Origin of the sequence: Cytobacillus firmus NBRC 15306 (assembly GCF_001591465.1) — a bacterium.
GTDB lineage: Bacteria > Bacillota > Bacilli > Bacillales > Cytobacillaceae > Cytobacillus > Cytobacillus firmus.
Window position 1 is genome coordinate 25,892 of record NZ_BCUY01000007.1, and the last position, 19,383, is coordinate 45,274.

A 19,383-nucleotide genomic window follows, 5' to 3' on the forward strand; every position below is an offset into this window, starting at 1 on the left:
TATAGTGGGAGCAACCATTCACGGATTATTGGAGAGAAATGCAAGGAAGTTTCCAGAAAAGGACGCCTTTATCACGGTATCGAACCGCCTTACATACGGAGACATGAACCGCCTATGCAACAGGCTGGCACGATATCTTCAGAATGAAGGAATCCGGAGGGGCGATCGGGTTGCGGTAATGTCCCGCAATACGGAGCACTTCTTTTATGCTTTTTTTGCCTGCATGAAGATCGGCGCGATTCCGATGCCGGTGAATATCCGCCTGACACCGAAAGAATTGTCGGCTATTTTTCAAAGAGCGAATGCTGCAGGAATTCTGTATGAGGATGAGCTTGCTGAAACGGCTGCGGCGTTAAAAGAGAATGAAAATTTCAATTTTTCGATTCAGGATGCAGTTGAAGCTTCTGCTCATTTTTCTGAGGGTAATCTTGATGTGCCGATTGATTCGCGGGACGTCTGTGAGATCCTTTTTACATCCGGAACAACCGGGACGCCAAAGGGGGTTGTGTTCAGCCATGAACGCATTCTGGCGATCGCTTCGGCTGTTTCGGTTAATTTCAGCTTGTCGCATAATGATTCCATGCTCACCCTGATGCCGCTCTCCCACTCTGCTCCTTTGAATACCTTTTTCATGAGCGGGCTTTATTGCGGAGCATCCCATGTGATCGGCGACTTTACTCCAAAGGGCTTCCTGAACTGGATTCAGCAGGAAAAGACGACCTTCTCATTTGCGGCACCTGTCGCCTATTTGCTTGCGGCCAAGGATCCGGATTTGGCTTCCTATGATTTGTCCACCATGCGTGTCTTTGCCTATGGCGGCGGCCCGCTGGCTCTTGCCTCCTATCACCATGTGAAAAAGGCGTTCCGTAACGAAAATTTCTATCAGGTATACGGACTGACGGAAGCGGGACCAAATGGCATTCTCTTATACCCGGAAGAGCATCTGGAGAAGGCTGGAAGCATCGGCAAGAATCCGACGGTGAACATGGAAATCCGGATCGTCCGGCCGGATGGCACCGATACCGCTCCAAATGAATATGGCGAGATTCTTCTGACTGGCGACAGCCTCATGCTTGGTTATGACAATAATCCGGCTGAAACGAATGCTGTGCTAAAAGGCGGCTGGCTCTATACCGGCGACATTGCCTACCGGGATGAGGATGGCTACTTTTACATCGTGGACCGTAAAAAGGATGTCATTATTTCTGGCGGCGTCAACATTTATCCGCGTGAAATTGAAGAAGTACTCGCGAAGCATGACGCGGTTTTGGAGTCCTGTGTCGTCGGTGTGCCTCATGAAGAATGGGGTGAGACCGTCAAAGCAGTCGTTGTGCTGAAGGGCCAGGTGTCTGAGGAAGAATTGCGGGCGTTTACAGCCGAACATCTCGCAGAATTTAAGTGTCCGCGGATCTATTCCTTTGTGGATGAACTGCCGCGGAATGCAAGCGGAAAGATTTTGAAGCAGCAGGTGAAATTGGTGCATGCTTAATTGCGGCGAATATCAGATGCTTGGGAGGGCGCCTGATTTTTTAGAGTCACCAGCAGGAATCCGCCCCTAAAAAAAGTAACTTACTAGTATAACCAAACAATCAGGAGGCCACATGAAATCAAGAACCGAAACCGAGATGATGAATCTGATTCTATCAACTGCCAAAGAAGATGAGCGGGTTCGTGCGGTGATTCTTAATGGATCGCGCGCGAATCCTAATCTAAAGAAAGATATCTTTCAGGATTATGATATTGTGTACATCGTGAGGGAAATGGAATCCTTCATCTGTGATCATAGCTGGGTGGATGAGTTTGGCGAGCGGGTGATGATGCAGATGCCGGAGGAGAAGGTGCTGCCGCCTGCCGATGGGAACGACCGCTTCCCCTATCTGATGCAGTTTGTAGACGGGAACAGGATCGATCTGACGCTGATTCCGGCCGAAAGGATGGATGAGCTGCTGGAGCCTGACAGCCTGAGTGTGCTGCTTCTTGATAAGGATGGGCTGGTTGGGTCCCTGCCGCCAGCCAGTGACCGGGATTACCACATCAAGAAACCTGATGCCAGAGAGTTTGCAGATCTGTGCAATGAGTTTTGGTGGATTACGATGAATGTCAGTAAAGGACTTTGGCGCAGGGAGCTTACTTACGCGATGTTTATGCATGAGCAGATCAACCGGAATGTGCTGATAACCATGCTGGAATAGTACAAATTCCGATAAATTTCTTTGGGTTTATCTTGAAAAAGAGTGGAAATTGGGAGAAAGCGGGGACGAATAGGAAAAACCCGCAAAATCGATTGGCCTGCTTGGCGCCCTGTTTGGCACAATTGCCGCTTATGGTATAGCTATGCGAACACAGGTGGATGAGCTTAAAGCGATGAGGCGGGAAGTATAATAGAAAAAACATCGCTGGTTTAAGCCGGCGATGTTTTCCATTATAGCTTCATTGCTTCTTCGCGAACCTTCTGCAAAAATTCCTCAACCACTTTCAGGTTGTTTTTATCGCCGCCAAGCTTCAGCATGGCCCTTCCAACGAAGTTTACCCCTTTATTTTCCCCTACATAAATAAACCTGGTGCGGGAGTCATCGATTTTGATCAGTGTAAATGCAAGGGTAATTTCAAAGGCTTTTCCCAATACAAAATGGGCTAATCTTGTACATTAAAACAAGCGCGCATAAAAAACATGGCCCTCTAGTGGCGATGCTTTCTTGGCTTACCCATTTAAAAATAAGGTAGCCGTTACATATTTCTTTGTCAGCGACTTGTAGTAGGCCGATAAAACCGTCAGTGAAGCTGTTACAAGAATATTGGAAATGATGTCTTTCTGCTGATCAGTAAAATTCTGAAAACTCTCCAATGTTTTTAATGCTTCTTTTTTAATGCATTGTTCTGTCTGATCGTGCATGTTTTTTTCGGCACCATTGTGCTGATGGGCTTTTTCAAAAATAGCCGCGTAAGCAGAATAAAATGGGATCGGCTCAATCAAATCGTCTGACCTGTCATCGAGATCATTAAAAAGGAGAGCCAGAATTTTCCGGATAGAATCGAAATCGAGTGTCGCTTTCAGATCCTCCACGATAAAAAGCATGGCAGCCTGGTCAACTGAATATTTCTTGCCGATCTGTGGACTGCCAATCAGGTTCTTCACATCCCGCTTCACCCAATTCTGCACCGCCGCAGAAGATAAATGGGTGAATTCAATCTGGTTCCCCAGTGCGACAATTTCATTGATGGAAAAGCCGATGTTCTGCAAATCTGCCCGCAGCAATTTTTCAAATATGGCCGGCATTTTCGTATCGAGAAAAGCTTCCGTTGATATTCCTTTTTTTGCATGAGCGGCTGCCCATGCCTGCTGAAGGATTTGTTTGGGCGAAAGCTCCCCTTCCCCCTTCAGCGACAGCAGGAAATCAGCCATGCTTTTCCTTGATAGCTGGAATAATTCCAAGGTAATCAGCCCCTGCGTTCTCTATTCAATGCTTTCATCCTAATCGTTTCCATGGTGACAGTCAATGTCTACTTCCATTCCACCTAGTTATGACTTGCCATTTTTATAAAAAAATTATATTATATAGTCAGATGACAAGTTCATATGAACTCAAAATAGATGAAAAAGGGTGAGGAAATGGGTAAACGTATTTTTTACTTTTTATTGACGAACGTTCTTGTTCTTTTGACAATTAGTATTATTTTCTCGCTGATTGGCGGAGGTAATTACATTAATGCCCAGGGCGGCATTGATTTCGGCGCATTGCTTGTATTCAGTGCGGTCATTGGCTTCTCGGGCTCCTTCATTTCTCTGTGGATGTCACGCTGGATGGCCAAGAAAATGATGAATGTCCAGGTTCTGGATCCGAACGGTGCCCTTTCAGGAGCTGAACGGGACATCGTGGAGAAAGTTCACCGCCTTTCAAGAGCGGCAGGCTTAACACATATGCCGGAAGTCGGGATCTACCACTCTCCTGAAGTCAACGCTTTTGCGACAGGTCCTTCGAAGAAACGCTCGCTTGTGGCAGTTTCAACTGGATTGCTGCAGGAAATGGACGACGATGCCATTGAAGGTGTTATCGCCCATGAGGTGGCACACATTGCGAACGGAGACATGGTCACCATGACCCTTCTCCAGGGGGTTGTCAACACATTCGTTGTCTTCCTTGCTAGAATTGCAGCGTGGGTGGCATCCCGTTTTGTCAGAGAAGAAATGGCGCCGATTGTGCATTTCATCGCTGTAATTGTGTTCCAGATCGCCTTCTCAATCCTTGGAAGTCTTGTCGTCTTCGCCTACTCCCGCCATCGTGAGTTCCATGCGGACCGCGGCGGTGCTGACCTGGCCGGCAAAGACAAGATGACACATGCCCTGCAGATGCTGAAGGCCTACTCCAGCCGCATCAAGGGAGAAGAACAGACGGCGATTTCCACTTTGAAAATTAATAACAGAAGGAAAGCTTCCTTGTTCTCGACACATCCGGATTTGGATGAGCGTATTAGACGTTTGAGTGCGAAGTAATGGAAAGGGTGCCCTTTGAGGGGGCACCCTTTTGTTATTCCGACAGTTGGCCGGCCAGAATGTCCTCAATCATTAACGTCAATATCCCCTCTTGATACCCCATCTTCTTATTTTTCCTGATGATCTCAGCGAGGTTTTCTAGAATGGTTCCATGCAAAGCAGACAGTTTCCCTTCCCTTTCGCCTAAAACAGCAGATGGGGTGGAGGCTTCGTAATCTTCTGCTGACATGCGCCAAAGCTGCCCCTTCTCAAGGTAGCGATTTTTAAAGCGCAGGGCCATTGTCAATCCTTCCGGATCAAAATCACCACTATAGTATAAGGTGTGGCCGGAATCTGCCAGAAAATCCATAAGTCTGAGTCCTGCAAGCTTGAATTGGCCGTGTGTGCATATCAATGGAGCAGATGGGACTTCATCGATAATGGCTGAAAAAACCCCTGAATTCTCTACAATAAAAACAGCTTTGGCAGGTTCAGGAGCAATCACTTTTTCTAATTTCAGCAACTCGCGCAAAGGTACATTTAGCACAGAATTCGACGTGAGCGCATTCTTCCAGACGGGGTGGGGACCTTCAGCCGTATAGCCTATTAAATTAGCAGTGGTCACGAAATTGCTGATATCATCCCTTAATAGATTATAAGAAAGCAACAGTTCATTAATGGCCTCAGTCTGTCCTGGCAATTTCCCTTCCCCGCCTGATAGGATATGCAATAGATGAATCCATAGCTTGCCTGTTTGGGTGGAGAGGTCAAGTGCATGAGGATTTCCGCTGACTCTTTGGCTAAAGAGCGGATAGCGTTCCAATTTGTCGGGAAGATAAGAAAATCCCTTTGCCAAGAGCTTCACTTCCTCATCAAACGAATCTTCAAGAATTAGCCGCCTGATCCAGTTCCCATCTGCTGTTTTTTTCTCCAAGTGCCCAAACCAATCAGCGATGGCAGGAAATCTATCTTTCCAGACGCGAATCTTTTCCTCTTGTGTTGCTAAAAGCTCCAGCTTTCGAAACTTTTTTGCTTGAATCCTTTCGCGAAAGTAAGCTTCAAGTAAATCATGAAGAGTGATACCAGTGAATTTTGTTTTTTCGAGATGCTTTTCAAAACCCTGCAGAGAAAGAGATTTTTTTCGGGAGAGATGATGCGGGCTAATCCCCATAAAGAGCGCAATCTCTTCCAGTTCTTCCTGCGTAAAAGAGGACAGGTCTGCATTTCCTCCTATTCTTCCAAGAGATTCATATTTTTTGCGAAACTGAAGGAAAAGGGCTTTAAAGCCCTTTTTGCCTCGAAAATATTGAATAGCTTCCGTTAAGTTTCTGCTCATAACAGGCCTGCCTCCTCAGGCATCTCCATATTGAGGGACTGGCCATCCCAAATGTAGCGGATCACCGTCACGAAGTCAGCGTTCTTCGGACGGACCAGTTCACATACAGACAGAGAGTCAACCGTTTCATAGTCACCCCATAAAACCTGGGAGTTCATAATATAATTAAAGCCCAGCTGTTCTACAATCTCGAACATTTCTTTAATATTGTTCTCATCTACACCAGCAAAGGCTTCATCTAATGAGATGACAAACGGTGCATGCGGAGCTGCCTCCTGATATCTGGAATAACAGGCGGTAAACAACGGGATATACATGGCCATTGCCTTTTCTCCTCCGCTGAATTTGAAGAAGTTATGATTTGTCAGCTCCCGCCTTGGTTCATTCGGACGCTCAAAATATAGCACAAAGGAAAACCATTTCCGGTAATCGAGAACCATTTTTAACACTTGCAGCAATGTCTGGCCCTCGCCTTTTTCTTCTAACCATGCCTTTGCCGCCATGATTTTGGAGCGAAAATGATTGGTGATCTTTTCTAAATCATTATCATTTAACAGCTTGGCATCCTGCTTTAAGAGCCTTACTAATTCATTTGTATCCAATTCCTGGTCAGCATCGGCTGTCCTGGGCCGCCATCTAATCGAAAACTTCAGTCCAGATGAGGTATCACGGCTTTCCATCAAGCCCTTCATTTTTTCCGTCCATTTTTCCGCCCGGCGAATCCGCCCCCTCAGCTTTTGGCCAACAGCATTCAGCAAAATTTCCTCATATAGCTTTTTGTCCATTTCATCCAGTCGGTTTTCCTGGAGGGACCATTCCCGTGAAATCGCATCATGGAGATCGTCCGGAGAGATTTTCACCCCGCGCTGGTCAAATTCAATTACATTACGGGTGTTTTTGGCTATCCACTGTTCAACAAGAGGCTTCCATTCCTCCTGGGATACTTCTTTCATCCACTCTGGAATGTCGGGTGCAGACGTGTACAATCTCATTTTATGTTCAATCAGATCAGGTTGAAGAGAATGATAGAGTGACGTTAAATGGCTTTCAAGGTGTACTCTTTCCTTTGCTGTTTTTTCTTTTGAAATTACTCTTTCATATTGCCTCAGCCTGTGTGGTTCAAATACTTCTGTCCTGTCTCCGAATAGACCCCGGCTCCAGTCCAGTCGGAGAGCTTTTTCCCAGGCGGTTTCAAGCTGCTTCCAGAACCTATTAGCTTCTTTTCGTTCTGTCAGCCTGTCAGTTGTATTATTTTGTTTTTCTTTTTTCTGTGGAAGCTGCTCGCTAATCCGGGATAACTCGGACTTTGCCTGAGATAACGCAGTTGCTGTATCTCTGATCTCTCTTCGCACTTCCTCTGCCCCAGCCAGTTGAAGCTGCTGTTGTATATTGGAAATGCCTAGTTCCGTTTTTTCAAGGCTTTCTTCCTTAATCGCCAATTCACCGCGGTATTTATCAAGATCCTCCTGAACTTCCCGCAGGTTTTCCTGTTCTCTTGCGATATCACGAATGATGCGAATCAAGGCTTCATGCTCCCTATGAATGCTGTCCAACGCTTTTTCATACTTGCGGCTATTAGAAATCGCTGTTTGATAGGATTCAGCAGAAAGGGGCAGACTGATGCCTTCTGTCAAACGGAACAGCTCTGATTTGATTCGCTGCAGCTCCCTATCCAATTCTGATACGTATGAAGTGATTCTGCTGATTTGCCCAAGCCAAAGCACCACTCGGTCCTCCGCTTTCTTCATTTCGTTATAGCTTGTCTTCACATCTGAACTTAGCGGAAACTGGCTCCAAGCCTTCCTGGATTCATTAAGCTTATCTTCCAAAAGAACTTGCTCACCACTTAGCTCCTTTAATTTAGCCCGAAGAGTATTCATTTGCTCCTCAAGGCCGGCAATCAATTCTTCACGGTAACGTTTCCTTGCTTCCCTGCCGATAAAACGGACTTCCTGAAGGGGCATTGCATGTCCCTTCAGGCTTGCAAACTGATAGGTGCCATCTTCGCCAAAATGGACTGGCGCTTCTCCATCCATTTCAATGCTTTGCAGAATTTCCTGCACATACTCTGATGGGATGAAGGTCTGCTTATCATCCGGCTGCAGGTAATCAGCCAGTGTGTGAGATAACAGCTTTGGCTCAGCTTTTAAAATACGGTCATGCTTTAATGAAATTTCTTCTGTCGTCAAAATCGCATCCAAAATCCCAGTTTCCGCAAGAGCACTTTCCAGCCGATTCTGAACTTCCGCTGGTACATGGGGCTGGAATTCCACAACTTCATATAATGAAGCATAATCGACGGATTGCTCTTCAAGCACCTGTCTGGCTTTTATCGTTGCTTCATCACGATGCGGCTCCGGATCTCTTTGTGCTTTTCTGAATTCCCACTCTTTCTGAAGATCGCCAAGTTCCCTTTCTGCTTCCTCCTGAGAGAACGCCGCTTTTGATTGCTGCGCTCGGATGGAATCTTCATATTGATATAGCGCTGGAAGAAGTTTTTCTTTTACATCCTCATACTCTGCATGAGTGTACAAATCATCTATTAATCTCGTCATTTCTTGGAGAGTGGAGGGTTCAATCTGGTAATGAGTGTGGGTTTCTGTCCATTTATGAATAGAATAAATCAATTTCTGCTTTTCTTCTGACAGTGTTTCCCGCCATTTACGCTCCTCATCCTGTGCCAGATCCCTCTCCTTTTGAGCCTCGCCAAGTTCTCTATTTTTTTCTTCCAGCTTTTTCATGGCTGACTCTTGCTTGTAGAGCTCCCTCAAGGCTTTTTCAAGTCGGGAAGTGTGCTGCACGATTTCCTTTTTCCAAAGATCGAAGCTGAACGGCTCCTTCTGCTGCCTGCGCATAAAATCTTCTATATTTTGCTCGTGCTGAGAAAATGCACTTTCATCTGCTTCATATGAGAGATCCTCCACCGCTTCCCTTATCTCCACTTCTTTCTCGGCGAAGCTCAGTTCAAAACTGTCAAGCATGTTCCTTATATTCCGTTCTTTCCTAGCCATATCTGCAATGCGGTCTTCGCGGAATTTAATTTCGCCCTGAAGCTCCCGGTAAGCTTCCTGCTTTCTTTCCAGCTCTTCTTCCAGCCTGAACACCTCGTGAGTGGCGAGCCGTTTCTGTTTTTCCTCAAGTGTATCCTGCAAAATGAATAAGCTTTGACGCTGTGATGTTAATTCGCTGATTTCAAAAGCCAGCCTCTGCAATTCTTCTTCAAGTCCTGAAACTTCATTTTCTTCCTTTTTTCTTCGGTTATGGGATTGTGCCCAATCATTCAGTTTATCCATAAGAATACGCTGATTATAATGCCCGTAGGAATCCTTTAATTTGGAGAGCGCCTTAACTTCCCGATCCAGCTGCTCCATTTGCTGTTTTGTCTGATCCATTTGCTCGATCGAATCAGACAAATAGCGGAGATCCTCATCTGTAAGTGGCGGCAGAGCTTCTTCTAATATCTCGTAGATAACGGTCGGCTTAAATTCCTTGGACAGCTTTGGACTGCGGAGCTGAATAAGCAGCTTAATTAAGTCGTCATAAGCCTCGAGGGTTTCAAATCCGAAAATATATTTATTTACAAGCGCCATATATTCCTTGTTGGAACTGACCACTTCACCGCCTGAGCCAATCACCGTTTCCAGCTCTGTTTGCGAGCGGGGAAATTTCACTCTTTTTCCGTCCTGGCTCGCCCATTTAAATAATTCCAGATCCCTGCCGATTCTTCGGTTATCAGTAATTACAAACCCCCATGATTTTAACGTCTGATTCCGCTTGGCCTGCATACCCATTCCTGTCGTCAAATATTGTTCTGTATGTTCTTTCTTATACTCAAGGTACAGATAGCCTGTCCGCTCATCACGATTGGATATTTCCTTTTCACCCAGTAAATAATCGGCCATTCTTCTTGATCTTGAGCCGAATGGATCCAGGCGGTCCGGTGATTTCTGCCCGTCCAGGAGGACAGGCAGAATACTTTGCATGGTCACGGATTTCCCAGAGCCATTGGATCCGCGCAGAAGCAGCTTACCGTCTTCAAAGTCAAAAACCTCATTATCGTAATACCAGAAATTAAACAAGCCGGCGCGATTTAATTTCCACTTATCTTCCATTGCGCGCTGCCTCCTTTTTACTTTCAAAATCAGCGGGATAAAAGCCGATGAGCCGTGCTGCACCAGGCAGAATGGTCAGCATCCTGCTTTCTGCCTCCCATTCTGCCATACTCCAGTCTCTCCAAAGATTGATGATTTCCCAGGCAGTCTCTTCCGGGGTTTCATCCCGGTGTTTTTTTCCCCATCCGTGGCCATATTGCTCTTTTGTTCTTCTTACATAAGCTTCAAAAGCTGCAGCTGGCATGCGGACTATGCCCCTTTCAGAGATATTCAATTCCTTTTGATGGTCTCTTAATACCGCCATCGTATGAAGGGCTGCATCAGTTATGCCTTTTGTGTCGGGATAGAGTGTGTATTTCTTTTTCATATCGGGAATGGTCAGCATCGCCGCATTCTTAAATACTTCAAGGCGAAATGGAGTGTGCTGCTCGAAATCATCCCTGAGGCGGTTGCGGAAATTTCTGATATAAGCAAAGTCGGGGTCATCTTCCCCATTGCGGTGGACAACCGGCATCATCATCAGCTTGCGGTATACGCGTTTTCTTCTCTGATCATCCGGCTGGCGCTTCCATTCCTGTGACAGAAGGTCTTCCATGCTTCTGAACTGGACAAGATCATCCGGATACGAGCGCATAAAATAGCGGGAATGCACAGAAATTTCATAAAGCACTTCTTCATCTTCACTCATTTGGAAAGCATCCAGGTTGCCATCGATTGTTTTTATCAGCTTTAAAGAGAGAACTTCCTTCAGAGCTCTAACCAGCGAGCGGCGATGCTGGTAATTCGTCCAGTCAAGGGAGAATTCGCCTGGATACATCTCCTGAATGTGCTCTGCCATATTTGACAGCAGAAATTGCTCATCTATCGCTTTTTGCTCTGTATAAGCGAGCGCACAGCAAAAAATCGCATAATCCATTGTCGTCACAAAGGATTGATGGCCCATCCAGCTCTCAGGCTGAACGGGGATTTTTTCGAGCTTAATAAAATGCTGATGTACAGTAAGCTCCAAACCGAATTTCTCTTGTATATATCTTTTCAGCTTTTGTTCCCGGTCGCGGATCTTCCGGTATGTTTCCGGTTCTTCCTCGCGCAATATCCAAAATTGTTCAAATAGCGTCCCAAGTGCATCGACAGCAATTTCATCAAAAACCTCTTCATGTTCGTTCATTTTGCCTTCTCCTTCTCAAGATAATGAAATGTTACCGCCGGCATTTGCAATTGGCCGTCTTTCGCTCTTAAAGTAATCTTTCTAGTCCGATCCAGTTCAACCATTATTCGATCTCCGTGCTCCGTCTTAATCGTATAATCCGCTCTTGCCATGGCCTTTCCAATCCATGATAGAAACAATTTCCGTACAAAGGGCTCAACAACTGGCAGGTCCTCTAATACAATCTCGCTTCCCGCCCGATAACTCTTGATTACCGATTGTTCCAGCAAGCGTTTTTCCAGGTGCTCCTTCATGGTTCTTTCTTTTTGTTCCTGATGATCCTCCATAGCTGTGGCTTTTGTTTTTTCGCGATACTCGCGGATTTTCGGCATCCGTTCATGTGCCATTGGTGCTTCTTCCCAAACATCCAGGTAAATATCATCTGTTGGAATATGATCCGAATACAAATGCTTAGTGTGTGACGCGCCAAATGCCACAGCAGAAAGCTTGTGGGCCTCGTCTATAGAGGGAAGTGCCAGAAACCAGCGCGCAAGATGCAGATAATCTTCCTTGCGGCTCCTCAGCTGCTGGCTCCGTTCGCCAAGCCTTTGCACAATTCGGGTTAAACGGCGGATGGCTTCATTTGTCTGGTGCAGGACATTTTCGTATTGGCTATCCCCTGTTTTGTCACCAAGAAACCACCCTTTTACATTCCGCCATGTTTCCTCCAGCTCCTTGAGATAACCTTCTTCCGATTCCTTTTTCTCAAACCGGAACACCTTGTCTTCATGCTCGGCCACCTTTTTAAAGAAGTTCCGTATATCTGTCCGCGATACACTAATCATCACATCCTGAATTGCAGAAGATGTCCGCTGCAGTGCAATAATAAAATCCCTGAGATACAGGGTAAATTGGTCTTTATATAGCAAAAAGGCATCAGATTTCATATGCTCAGATGCATCTTCACTGCGGAGATAGGCGAAATAATCAGACGTATTTTGCGTGATTTTTTTAAAATAGGTAAGCAAATCATCCCAATGCTGTGCACATAACTCAGAGGATTCATTTGACGAAACCTGTATCTTCTTAAGGGTTTGATAAAAACGTTCAAATTGTGTTTTCTCAAGCGATCCGCCAAAGGTTTCACTTTCCTGTTCAAACCGGATGAGCATACGCTCAAATTCGACTGTGTAGGGTGTAATTTGATAGCGAAATCTCCGCTTCTTAAACTCTTCAACAGTCTTTACTTTTCCGCTTTCCTGCTGAGCCCGAAGATTGCCCCACCTAACAAGGGACGACAAATCATTATTTAGCTCTTCCATTTCATACTCCGAGAAATAGGCTGAAACTTTTAAATGCGATAAAATTTCTTCCGGTGATAAAAATTCTTTAAGTCTTTCATGCTGAATATAAAAAAAACGAAGAATGGCACGGTATTTATCGCTTTTCTCTGTCGATAAATAAGCCGCTTCACTCACTCGTTTAAAGGGGAATTCCATATTTCCGCACTCCTCTCAAGGACATTAAATCAAATTTTACAGAAGATTTTCAGAACAGGCTAGTAAAAAGGGAGAAGCGGATTGGGATATTAGTTAAAAAGATACTAGAAGGAAAACATGGAACTTATTTAAGGGTTTTTATTAACAGTTCCAATTGCTTCCGGAGTTCCTGGATTTTATTCTGGACAACATCCCAGAAATCCGATAATTAATAGAAAAATAACCATGAATCATCATATCTCTCATTCCGGCCATTTTTCTCCATTCTATGTGAGGGTGCGTCTCCCTGGTTTCTTCAGGAATTTTCACCGCTTCTCCAATTACCAAGACATTTTTTATTACAGCGTCAGACACTAAATCATTATCTAAAAACTCATCATATGTTAAACCGTTTGTATATTTTCCGATTTTCTCTGTGCACTCAGGATATCCTCCAAAAAAACTTTAGGCTCCCTCTGCATACTTGACACTCCTTAAAATGCTCGATTTTAAAGATGGCTTGGGCAGTGGGGGATTTTTCAATCAAACGTTTGATTGAAACGATAGACCAGGAAACGCTCGTTTTCATCACCCTTAAGTGCCACCTCTTTGATCAGCTCAAATGAAGTGCTGTTTTCCAGATAAAATAAATAATCTTCTGAAGGGTAGTATAGAATAATGTCCATTTTGCGCGGGTTTCCTTCGGCTGAGCGGAGTATATTATTGACGACTTTCATAAAAATCTGCACCGAAAACGGATTGAAAAAGTAAAAATGAGTGTCCAGCGGAGTGATTTCATACTCCTGAGCCAGGATGCAATGAAAGCTGATGCCTGATTTTTCCCCCTTGTACGTCCGATGATTTTCCATTGCTTCTCGGTAAAAGTACTCATTCATTTCCACGCCGGCAGCTGATGCCCGAAAGGTATGGTGAATATAAAACGGCAGCCGGCCCTTGCCGCAGCCGAAGTCCACGAGGCGATCACTGCTTTTCAGCGTGTATTCACTGAACAGTTTTTCAAGGCCCTCATAAGGAGTAGGTTCGTAGCGATAATAGTGAAAAGATTTGTGGAACCCTTTTTGGTCGCCGTATGTATGGATATTCAGCCATTCATCAAAATCTTTCATAGCGGGCTCCTTTTAAAAATGCCTGCCGCGTTCCAATGAGGACAGCGGCAGACAGTTGTATATGTATTATTTTTTAGGTTCAATCACTAAGTATTCCCTTAAGGTCTGCTGCAATGTTCCCTTTGTTTCCGCCTGGCTCTCGAACGAAACACCAGCATGGATCATTTTGCGGACAAGCTCAGCTCTAAGACCGGTAATTACTGCATCACAGCCCATCATCCTAATGCCGCTCAAAATCTTTTTGAAGTGGACAATAACATCAACTTCCATATCTGCAATTCCGGAAAGATCCATGATCAAGGTCTGGATTTTAATGGATGAGATATCCATCAGGACTTTTTCTTCAATCGTCTGAATCCGGTACGAATCAATCATGCCAATCAGCGGCAGAACAGCGACAGACGTGCTGACCGGAATAATCGGCACGGACAAATGCTCCACCAGTTTGCGCTGCGATTTAAGCATCTCATCTTTATAGTCAGAATAGCTGATAAAGAAGTTATTTAAGAATTGGTCCACATGATCATTGACCTCTTTTTCCATACTATAAAAATCTTCAGCTACTTTGTCCTGCCCTTTAATTCTGTCATACTGGAACAGGAAGTGCCACAAAGTCCGACGAATCGCCTGCACCCATTCCAGTTTAAAAGAAAGCGTCAGGGAATGCTCAGCCCAGGCAACGCCTTCCTGTCTGGCAAAAGCAATCAGCTCTTCTTCTCTATTTTCAGCAACATATAAAGCCAATCTTTCTGCATTTTTTAAAAGATCAATATTCCCTCTTTGCAGAATTTCATTGATCTTTGAGGCTACATTCACAGCCTCTGACAATAATTTGTGCTGAAAGTTCTCACGATTCGCAACAATAAATCCTGAAATATCGCTTGTTTCTTTGTAGGTTGCTTCCATTTTAAACATACGCCCCCTCGTTTTATATATACAATTCGTTTAAATCGAAGAAAATCCGTCTCTTGAATTTGATTTTGAAGATCACATCATTTTTATGACAGAGTCCTAAATTTATATACCCTTTTTATTTTGCCCATAAACCATAAATTTAATTTTTTTATGAAATAGTAAAAATAGCGCCGGATAGGCGCCTCTTTAAATAACTCCCAATGTGCTCATAAACACAACCAAAATCGTAACAGGAACAACTACTTTCATCAGGATGCTCCACGCGGTGTACATGGCTGGCGAAATGTCGCTGCCAAGCAGAAACTCTTCTTTGACAAGCCCTTTGTCCATTCTAAAAGAAATAAACAGGGCAATCAGCAGGCAGCCCAGCGGAAGCAGGATGTTGCTGACCAGGTAGTCGGTTGCATCAAAAATATTTTTTCCGAAAATCGTGAATTCTCCAAGCAGGCTGAATGACAGCGCAGCAGGAATCCCGGCGGCAAACATGACAATGCCGGAGATCCAGGAGATTTTTTTCCGTGAATGCTTTCCGTTCTCGATGAAGGCGGAGACGATGATCTCCAGCATGCTGAATGATGATGTCAGGGTTGCAAATAAGAAAAGCAGCAGGAAGATCGCCAGGAACACTTCTCCTAATGGGATCTGTGAAAAAACTGCCGGCAGGACCATGAACAGCAGTCCCGGGCCTTCAGCCGGTTCAAATCCGAATGCAAAGACAACCGGGAAAATCGCCAACCCTGCCAGGACCGAGATGATGATGTTCATGATCACAACAGATCCGGCTGATGATGGAATGCTGACTTTCTTATCCAGGTATGAGCTGTACGTGACCATGCAGGAAAAACCGACTGCTAACGCAAAGAAGGATTGTCCCAATGCATAGAGTGCCGATTCGCCTGTGATTTTACTGAAGTCCGGGTTCAGGAAGAACTTGACCCCTTCCATTGCTCCATCCAGCGTCAAAGCGCGTATGACAAGCACGATAAAAAAGATGAATAATAACGGCATCATGTATTTGCTAGCAGCTTCAATCCCGTTTTGGATTCCGAATGTAATGACAACAATATTAATAAGAAGAAATACAGCCAGACCCATTAGCGTCCAGCTTGGCGTTGAAGTGATCATGCCGAATAGTTCCGGATAGGCTGCACCCGGCTTGATGATTTGGCCGCCGATCGATAGAACTGTGTAAATCAGCACCCAGCCCCCAACAACCGAGTAAAAGCTCAATAGCAGGAAGCAGCCGATCACCCCAAGCTTCCCGGTAATCGTCCACCGGCTGTTTGGCGCCAGTTTATAGTAGGCAGACACCGCTTCCTTCTGTGCGCCCCGCCCGATAATAAATTCTGAAATGAGCATTGGCAGCCCTACCAGAATCGTGAATGCGATAAACATCAGCAAAAAGGCGCCCCCGCCGCTTGTTCCAGCTACGTACGGGAACTTCCAGATGGCCCCCAGGCCAATCGCCGCACCGGCCGAGGACATAATAAAGCCGAATTTAGATGACCATTGCTCTCGATTTGTACTCATAGTTTCCCCCCTGTTTTTTAGTATTTTATTTTCTTAGGTGGTTCGGACTCTGACACCAGTTTTTCCGCTGGTTGTGTCAGAAGTTGAACCAGGTTCGGACTCTGTCTCCGGTTTTTTCGCTGGCTGTGTCCGAAGTTGGCCCGGGTTCGGACTCAATCAACGGTTTTTTTGCTGGTTGTGTCAGAAGTTGATCCGGCTTCGGACTCTCACTCCGGTTTTCTTGCTGGTTGTGTCAGAAGTTAATCCGGCTTCGGACTCTGACTGCGGTTTTCTCGCTGGTTGTGTCTGAAGTTGAACCAGGTTCGGACTCTTACTCCGTTTTTTCGCAGCTTCCGTCCGAAGTTCCCCCGATAGATTACAGCTCTGTACGGATATCCCAAAGTTCAGGGAAGAATCGCTGATCCAGCACTTTTTTCAGATAGCCGACACCGGATGAACCGCCTGTGCCCATCTTGAAGCCGATGATTCGTTCGACCGTTTTCATATGGCGGAAGCGCCACTGCTGGAGCCAGTCTTCGATATCCACAAGTTTTTCCGCAAGCTCGTATAACTCCCAATACTTTTCAGGATTTTTATACACAGTCATCCAGGCTTCGCGGACAGAATCATTCTCTTTGTAGGTTCTGGTTACATCTCTGTTCAGAATGTCTTCATCAATTGGCAATCCGGCTTTGTGAAGCGCGCGGATGGCTACATCATAAAGGCCAGGTCTTTCGAATGCTTCTGTTAATCTTGCATGCAGCTCCGAATCTTTTTGATAGATCTTCAGAACATGCTCTGTTTTGTAGCCTAACGCAAATTCTACCATACGATACTGGTAGGATTGGAAGCCAGATGCCTGGCCAAGTGAATCTCGGAACTCCATATATTCGGACGGCGTCATGGTGGACAGCACATCCCATGCCTGAATAATCTGCGATTGTGTCTTCGAAACGCGCGCAAGTCGCTTTTGCGCTGTGGATAAGTCATTATTTTCGATCGATTCGATGGCTGCTCCCATTTCATGAAGAATCAGCTTCATCCACAGCTCGCTCACCTGGTGGATGACGATGAAAAGCATCTCATCATGATGGCCGGAAAGCCTGTTTTGCGCGGATAGGATTTTATCAAGCTGAAGGTATTCTCCGTAAGTCATGTTATTGGTAAAGTCTGTATGGATGCTCTTTTCAGAGGTTGTTGCGTTTACGTCCTGGTGTTTTTCGTTGATCATGTGGGTTCCTCCTTGAAAATTAGTTCTTGTCGTTCCAGATCCGGCCTGGTTCTGAGGGCTCTGACCGATATGTTACTTTTTGGCCTATATTCCTTCTGCGGATTGCGGCCGATCTTCATTTGGCCGGTAAATTCAGGATTCTGGCCGATTCCCCGCCTAAATCGGCCGAATAACCGCCCGCACCGGGCTGCCGTCTCCGTCTTTGATTGGAAGAGGCAAGGCAATTAGTTCATAACTGCCTTCTTCTACCTCATCCAGCATGATGTTTTCAAGTATATGAATGCCATTCCGATATAAGGCATGATGCGTTTCCATCTCTTTGCTGTCGAGTGCATCAACGGATGGCACATCCACTCCGAGCAGGCGCACCCCTTTGCTGCCAAGGTAGTCTGCCATATCAGAGGTCAGTTCAGGGATCCGATTCGGAAACACTTCCGGATCATTCGGAACCGAGGTCCTAAGCAGCACACGTTCTGCGCCTTCGAGATCAAACCCTTTCAGAACCTCCGAATCTACCCGTTCATACTCAGATACATCGATCACCCGCGCTGGTCCGATATACAGCTCAATGTCCAGATCCAGGATTTTTTCGCCTTCATCATTAAAATGGAACGGCGCATCGACATGGGTGCCAGTATGCAGGCTGGTCGTAATCCGGCCGATATTGACAGAGCCGGTTTTTTCTTTTGTAAAAGCCGTTTCATAGCGGAATGGCGTATCGCCAGGCCAGTGTGCAATGTCGCCAGTGAGCGGCTGTGAAATATCAATCCAACCTTTTTTCGTCATGCTACGACTCCCCGCTTATTTTCAAATTGCTTATATTTCTCCTCTTCCATGATGCCTTTTAAAATTTGTACTGTTTTCCACACATCTTCAAACGTGTTGTATAGTGCAACCGGTGCCAGGCGGATTCCATTTGGCGCCCGGAAATCCGGGATGACTCCTTCTGCCTTCAGCGCCTTGCAGATTCTTGCTGCTTCCGGGTGCTCCAGATAAATATGGCCGCCCCGCTTCTTTTCATCAAGCGGATTGCGCAGGACAAGGCCATGTCCTTCAAGCTCATGCTGAATCAGCTCGATCATATAGCCTGTCAGTTTAAGAGATTTTTCCCGGATTCGTTCCATGCCGACTTCATTAAACATGCTGAGTGATCCAATAATCGGCGCCATGCTAAAGATATTCGGCGTTCCGATCTGATATGCGCCCGCATCTTCTGCTGCAGTCAGTACATGTTCCATATCAAACTGCTTATCCTTGCGGGAGCTGAACCAGCCGGCAAGTCCCGGCACCTGTCCAAAATGGCGCTTGTTCACAAACAATCCGCCTGTTGATCCAGGTCCGCCATTCAGATGCTTATAGTTGCACCAGAACGCGAAATCCACATCCCAATCACTCAGGGAATGAGGGACAGATCCAACCGAATGGCATAGATCAAAGCCGATCTCAATCCCGCGCTTATGTGCCTCAGCAGTCAAATACTCCATATCCAGCACCTGGCCGCTTCGGTATAATACACCCGGCAGGACAATCAGCGCGATCTCCTCTGTCATCGCCGCGATAATGTCTTCATCCCTCAGCGTATGGCCATCGGCACTTTTCACCTTGACAAGATGCTCGTCAGGATCATAGCCCTTCAGCTTCACCTGGCTTTGCAGCGCGTAAATATCACTTGGAAAATTGAGCTCGTCTGCCAGTATCTTTGTTCTTTTTCCTTCCGGCTTATAAAAAGTCGAAACAAGCTGGTGAAGGTTAACGGTTGTGGAACCGCTTACAATTACTTCCTCCGGATTCGCCCCGACGATTGGCGCCATCTCTTTTCCCAGTTTTTCAGATAGATAGAACCAGGGATATCCCCCTTCTGTCCAGCCGTCAATGGCATGGTGCTTCCAGGAATCCAGCAGGTCGAGCAGTGATTTCTCTGCACGCTTTGAAAGCAGTCCGAGTGAATTGCCATCCAGATAAATTCCATCTTCTTTTATATAAAACTCTTCCCGATAGGAAAGGTCATTCCCGGCATCCAGTCCGATTGCATACTCTCGTGTAAAATCCATTGATTT

At 45.7% G+C, this 19,383-nt stretch carries 15 protein-coding genes and 1 pseudogene; 3 read left to right on the forward strand and 13 right to left on the reverse strand.

Annotated features, from left to right (window positions below):
* The first annotated feature begins 4 nt into the window (after positions 1–4).
* Together BFI01S_RS03530 and BFI01S_RS03535 are read left to right on the forward strand one after the other, a co-directional pair.
* Positions 5–1,489 (forward strand): class I adenylate-forming enzyme family protein, encoded by a 1,485-nt coding sequence (locus BFI01S_RS03530; protein ID WP_061791368.1) that lies wholly within the window; start codon positions 5–7, stop codon positions 1,487–1,489.
* Positions 1,490–1,601: 112 nt separating this feature from the next.
* Positions 1,602–2,189 (forward strand): annotated as a pseudogene (locus tag BFI01S_RS03535) (aminoglycoside 6-adenylyltransferase); the annotation flags it as partial.
* A gap of 233 nt (positions 2,190–2,422) precedes the next feature.
* Here BFI01S_RS03535 and BFI01S_RS03540 read toward each other — a convergent pair.
* Positions 2,423–2,623: a hypothetical protein gene (locus BFI01S_RS03540; RefSeq protein WP_235831088.1), complete on the reverse strand. Its 201-nt coding sequence runs from the start codon at positions 2,621–2,623 to the stop codon at positions 2,423–2,425.
* A gap of 78 nt (positions 2,624–2,701) precedes the next feature.
* Positions 2,702–3,433 (reverse strand): DUF1836 domain-containing protein, encoded by a 732-nt coding sequence (locus BFI01S_RS03545; RefSeq protein ID WP_061791369.1) that lies wholly within the window; start codon positions 3,431–3,433, stop codon positions 2,702–2,704.
* A gap of 177 nt (positions 3,434–3,610) precedes the next feature.
* Here BFI01S_RS03545 and htpX point away from each other — a divergent pair, with 177 nt between their 5' ends.
* The gene (gene htpX, locus BFI01S_RS03550) at positions 3,611–4,492 is read left to right on the forward strand and encodes a protease HtpX (protein WP_061791370.1); all 882 of its coding nucleotides are present in this window, start codon (positions 3,611–3,613) and stop codon (positions 4,490–4,492) included.
* A 34-nt stretch (positions 4,493–4,526) separates the two neighbouring features.
* Here htpX and BFI01S_RS03555 read toward each other — a convergent pair whose 3' ends face one another.
* The 11 genes from BFI01S_RS03555 to kynU all read right to left on the reverse strand — a co-directional run bounded on the left by BFI01S_RS03555 (position 4,527) and on the right by kynU (position 19,377).
* Positions 4,527–5,807: a TIGR02679 family protein gene (locus tag BFI01S_RS03555; RefSeq protein ID WP_061791371.1), complete on the reverse strand. Its 1,281-nt coding sequence runs from the start codon at positions 5,805–5,807 to the stop codon at positions 4,527–4,529.
* On the reverse strand, positions 5,804–9,919 hold the full coding sequence (locus BFI01S_RS03560) for a TIGR02680 family protein (RefSeq protein ID WP_061791372.1): 4,116 nt from the start codon (positions 9,917–9,919) through the stop codon (positions 5,804–5,806). The genes BFI01S_RS03555 and BFI01S_RS03560 overlap by 4 nt, the downstream gene beginning before the upstream one ends.
* Positions 9,909–11,087: a TIGR02678 family protein gene (locus BFI01S_RS03565; protein WP_061791373.1), complete on the reverse strand. Its 1,179-nt coding sequence runs from the start codon at positions 11,085–11,087 to the stop codon at positions 9,909–9,911. Before BFI01S_RS03565 ends, BFI01S_RS03560 begins: the two co-directional genes overlap by 11 nt.
* Positions 11,084–12,565 carry a TIGR02677 family protein gene (locus BFI01S_RS03570; protein ID WP_061791374.1) on the reverse strand — a complete coding sequence of 494 codons (1,482 nt, stop codon included), beginning with the start codon at positions 12,563–12,565 and terminating at the stop codon, positions 11,084–11,086. Before BFI01S_RS03570 ends, BFI01S_RS03565 begins: the two co-directional genes overlap by 4 nt.
* Positions 12,566–12,706: 141 nt before the next feature.
* Positions 12,707–12,973, reverse strand: a complete 267-nt coding sequence (locus tag BFI01S_RS22235; RefSeq protein WP_235831093.1) for a HepT-like ribonuclease domain-containing protein — start codon at positions 12,971–12,973, stop codon at positions 12,707–12,709.
* A gap of 110 nt (positions 12,974–13,083) precedes the next feature.
* A complete protein-coding gene (locus BFI01S_RS03575; RefSeq protein ID WP_061791375.1) occupies positions 13,084–13,671 on the reverse strand; it encodes a hypothetical protein in 588 nt (195 codons plus the stop codon).
* 66 nt (positions 13,672–13,737) lie between these two features.
* A complete protein-coding gene (locus BFI01S_RS03580) occupies positions 13,738–14,577 on the reverse strand; it encodes an STAS domain-containing protein (RefSeq protein WP_061791427.1) in 840 nt (279 codons plus the stop codon).
* Positions 14,578–14,772: 195 nt separating this feature from the next.
* Positions 14,773–16,116, reverse strand: coding sequence for a sodium-dependent transporter (locus BFI01S_RS03585; protein WP_061791376.1), 1,344 nt, complete (start codon positions 16,114–16,116; stop codon positions 14,773–14,775).
* A gap of 355 nt (positions 16,117–16,471) precedes the next feature.
* Complete coding sequence (kynA, locus tag BFI01S_RS03590; protein WP_061791377.1) at positions 16,472–17,326, reverse strand: tryptophan 2,3-dioxygenase; 855 nt, start codon at positions 17,324–17,326, stop codon at positions 16,472–16,474.
* 156 nt (positions 17,327–17,482) lie between these two features.
* Positions 17,483–18,112, reverse strand: coding sequence for an arylformamidase (kynB, locus tag BFI01S_RS03595; protein WP_061791378.1), 630 nt, complete (start codon positions 18,110–18,112; stop codon positions 17,483–17,485).
* Entirely contained in the window at positions 18,109–19,377 is a 1,269-nt protein-coding gene (gene kynU, locus BFI01S_RS03600; RefSeq protein ID WP_061791379.1) for a kynureninase, read from the reverse strand. The genes kynB and kynU overlap by 4 nt, the downstream gene beginning before the upstream one ends.
* Positions 19,378–19,383: the final 6 nt, after the last annotated feature.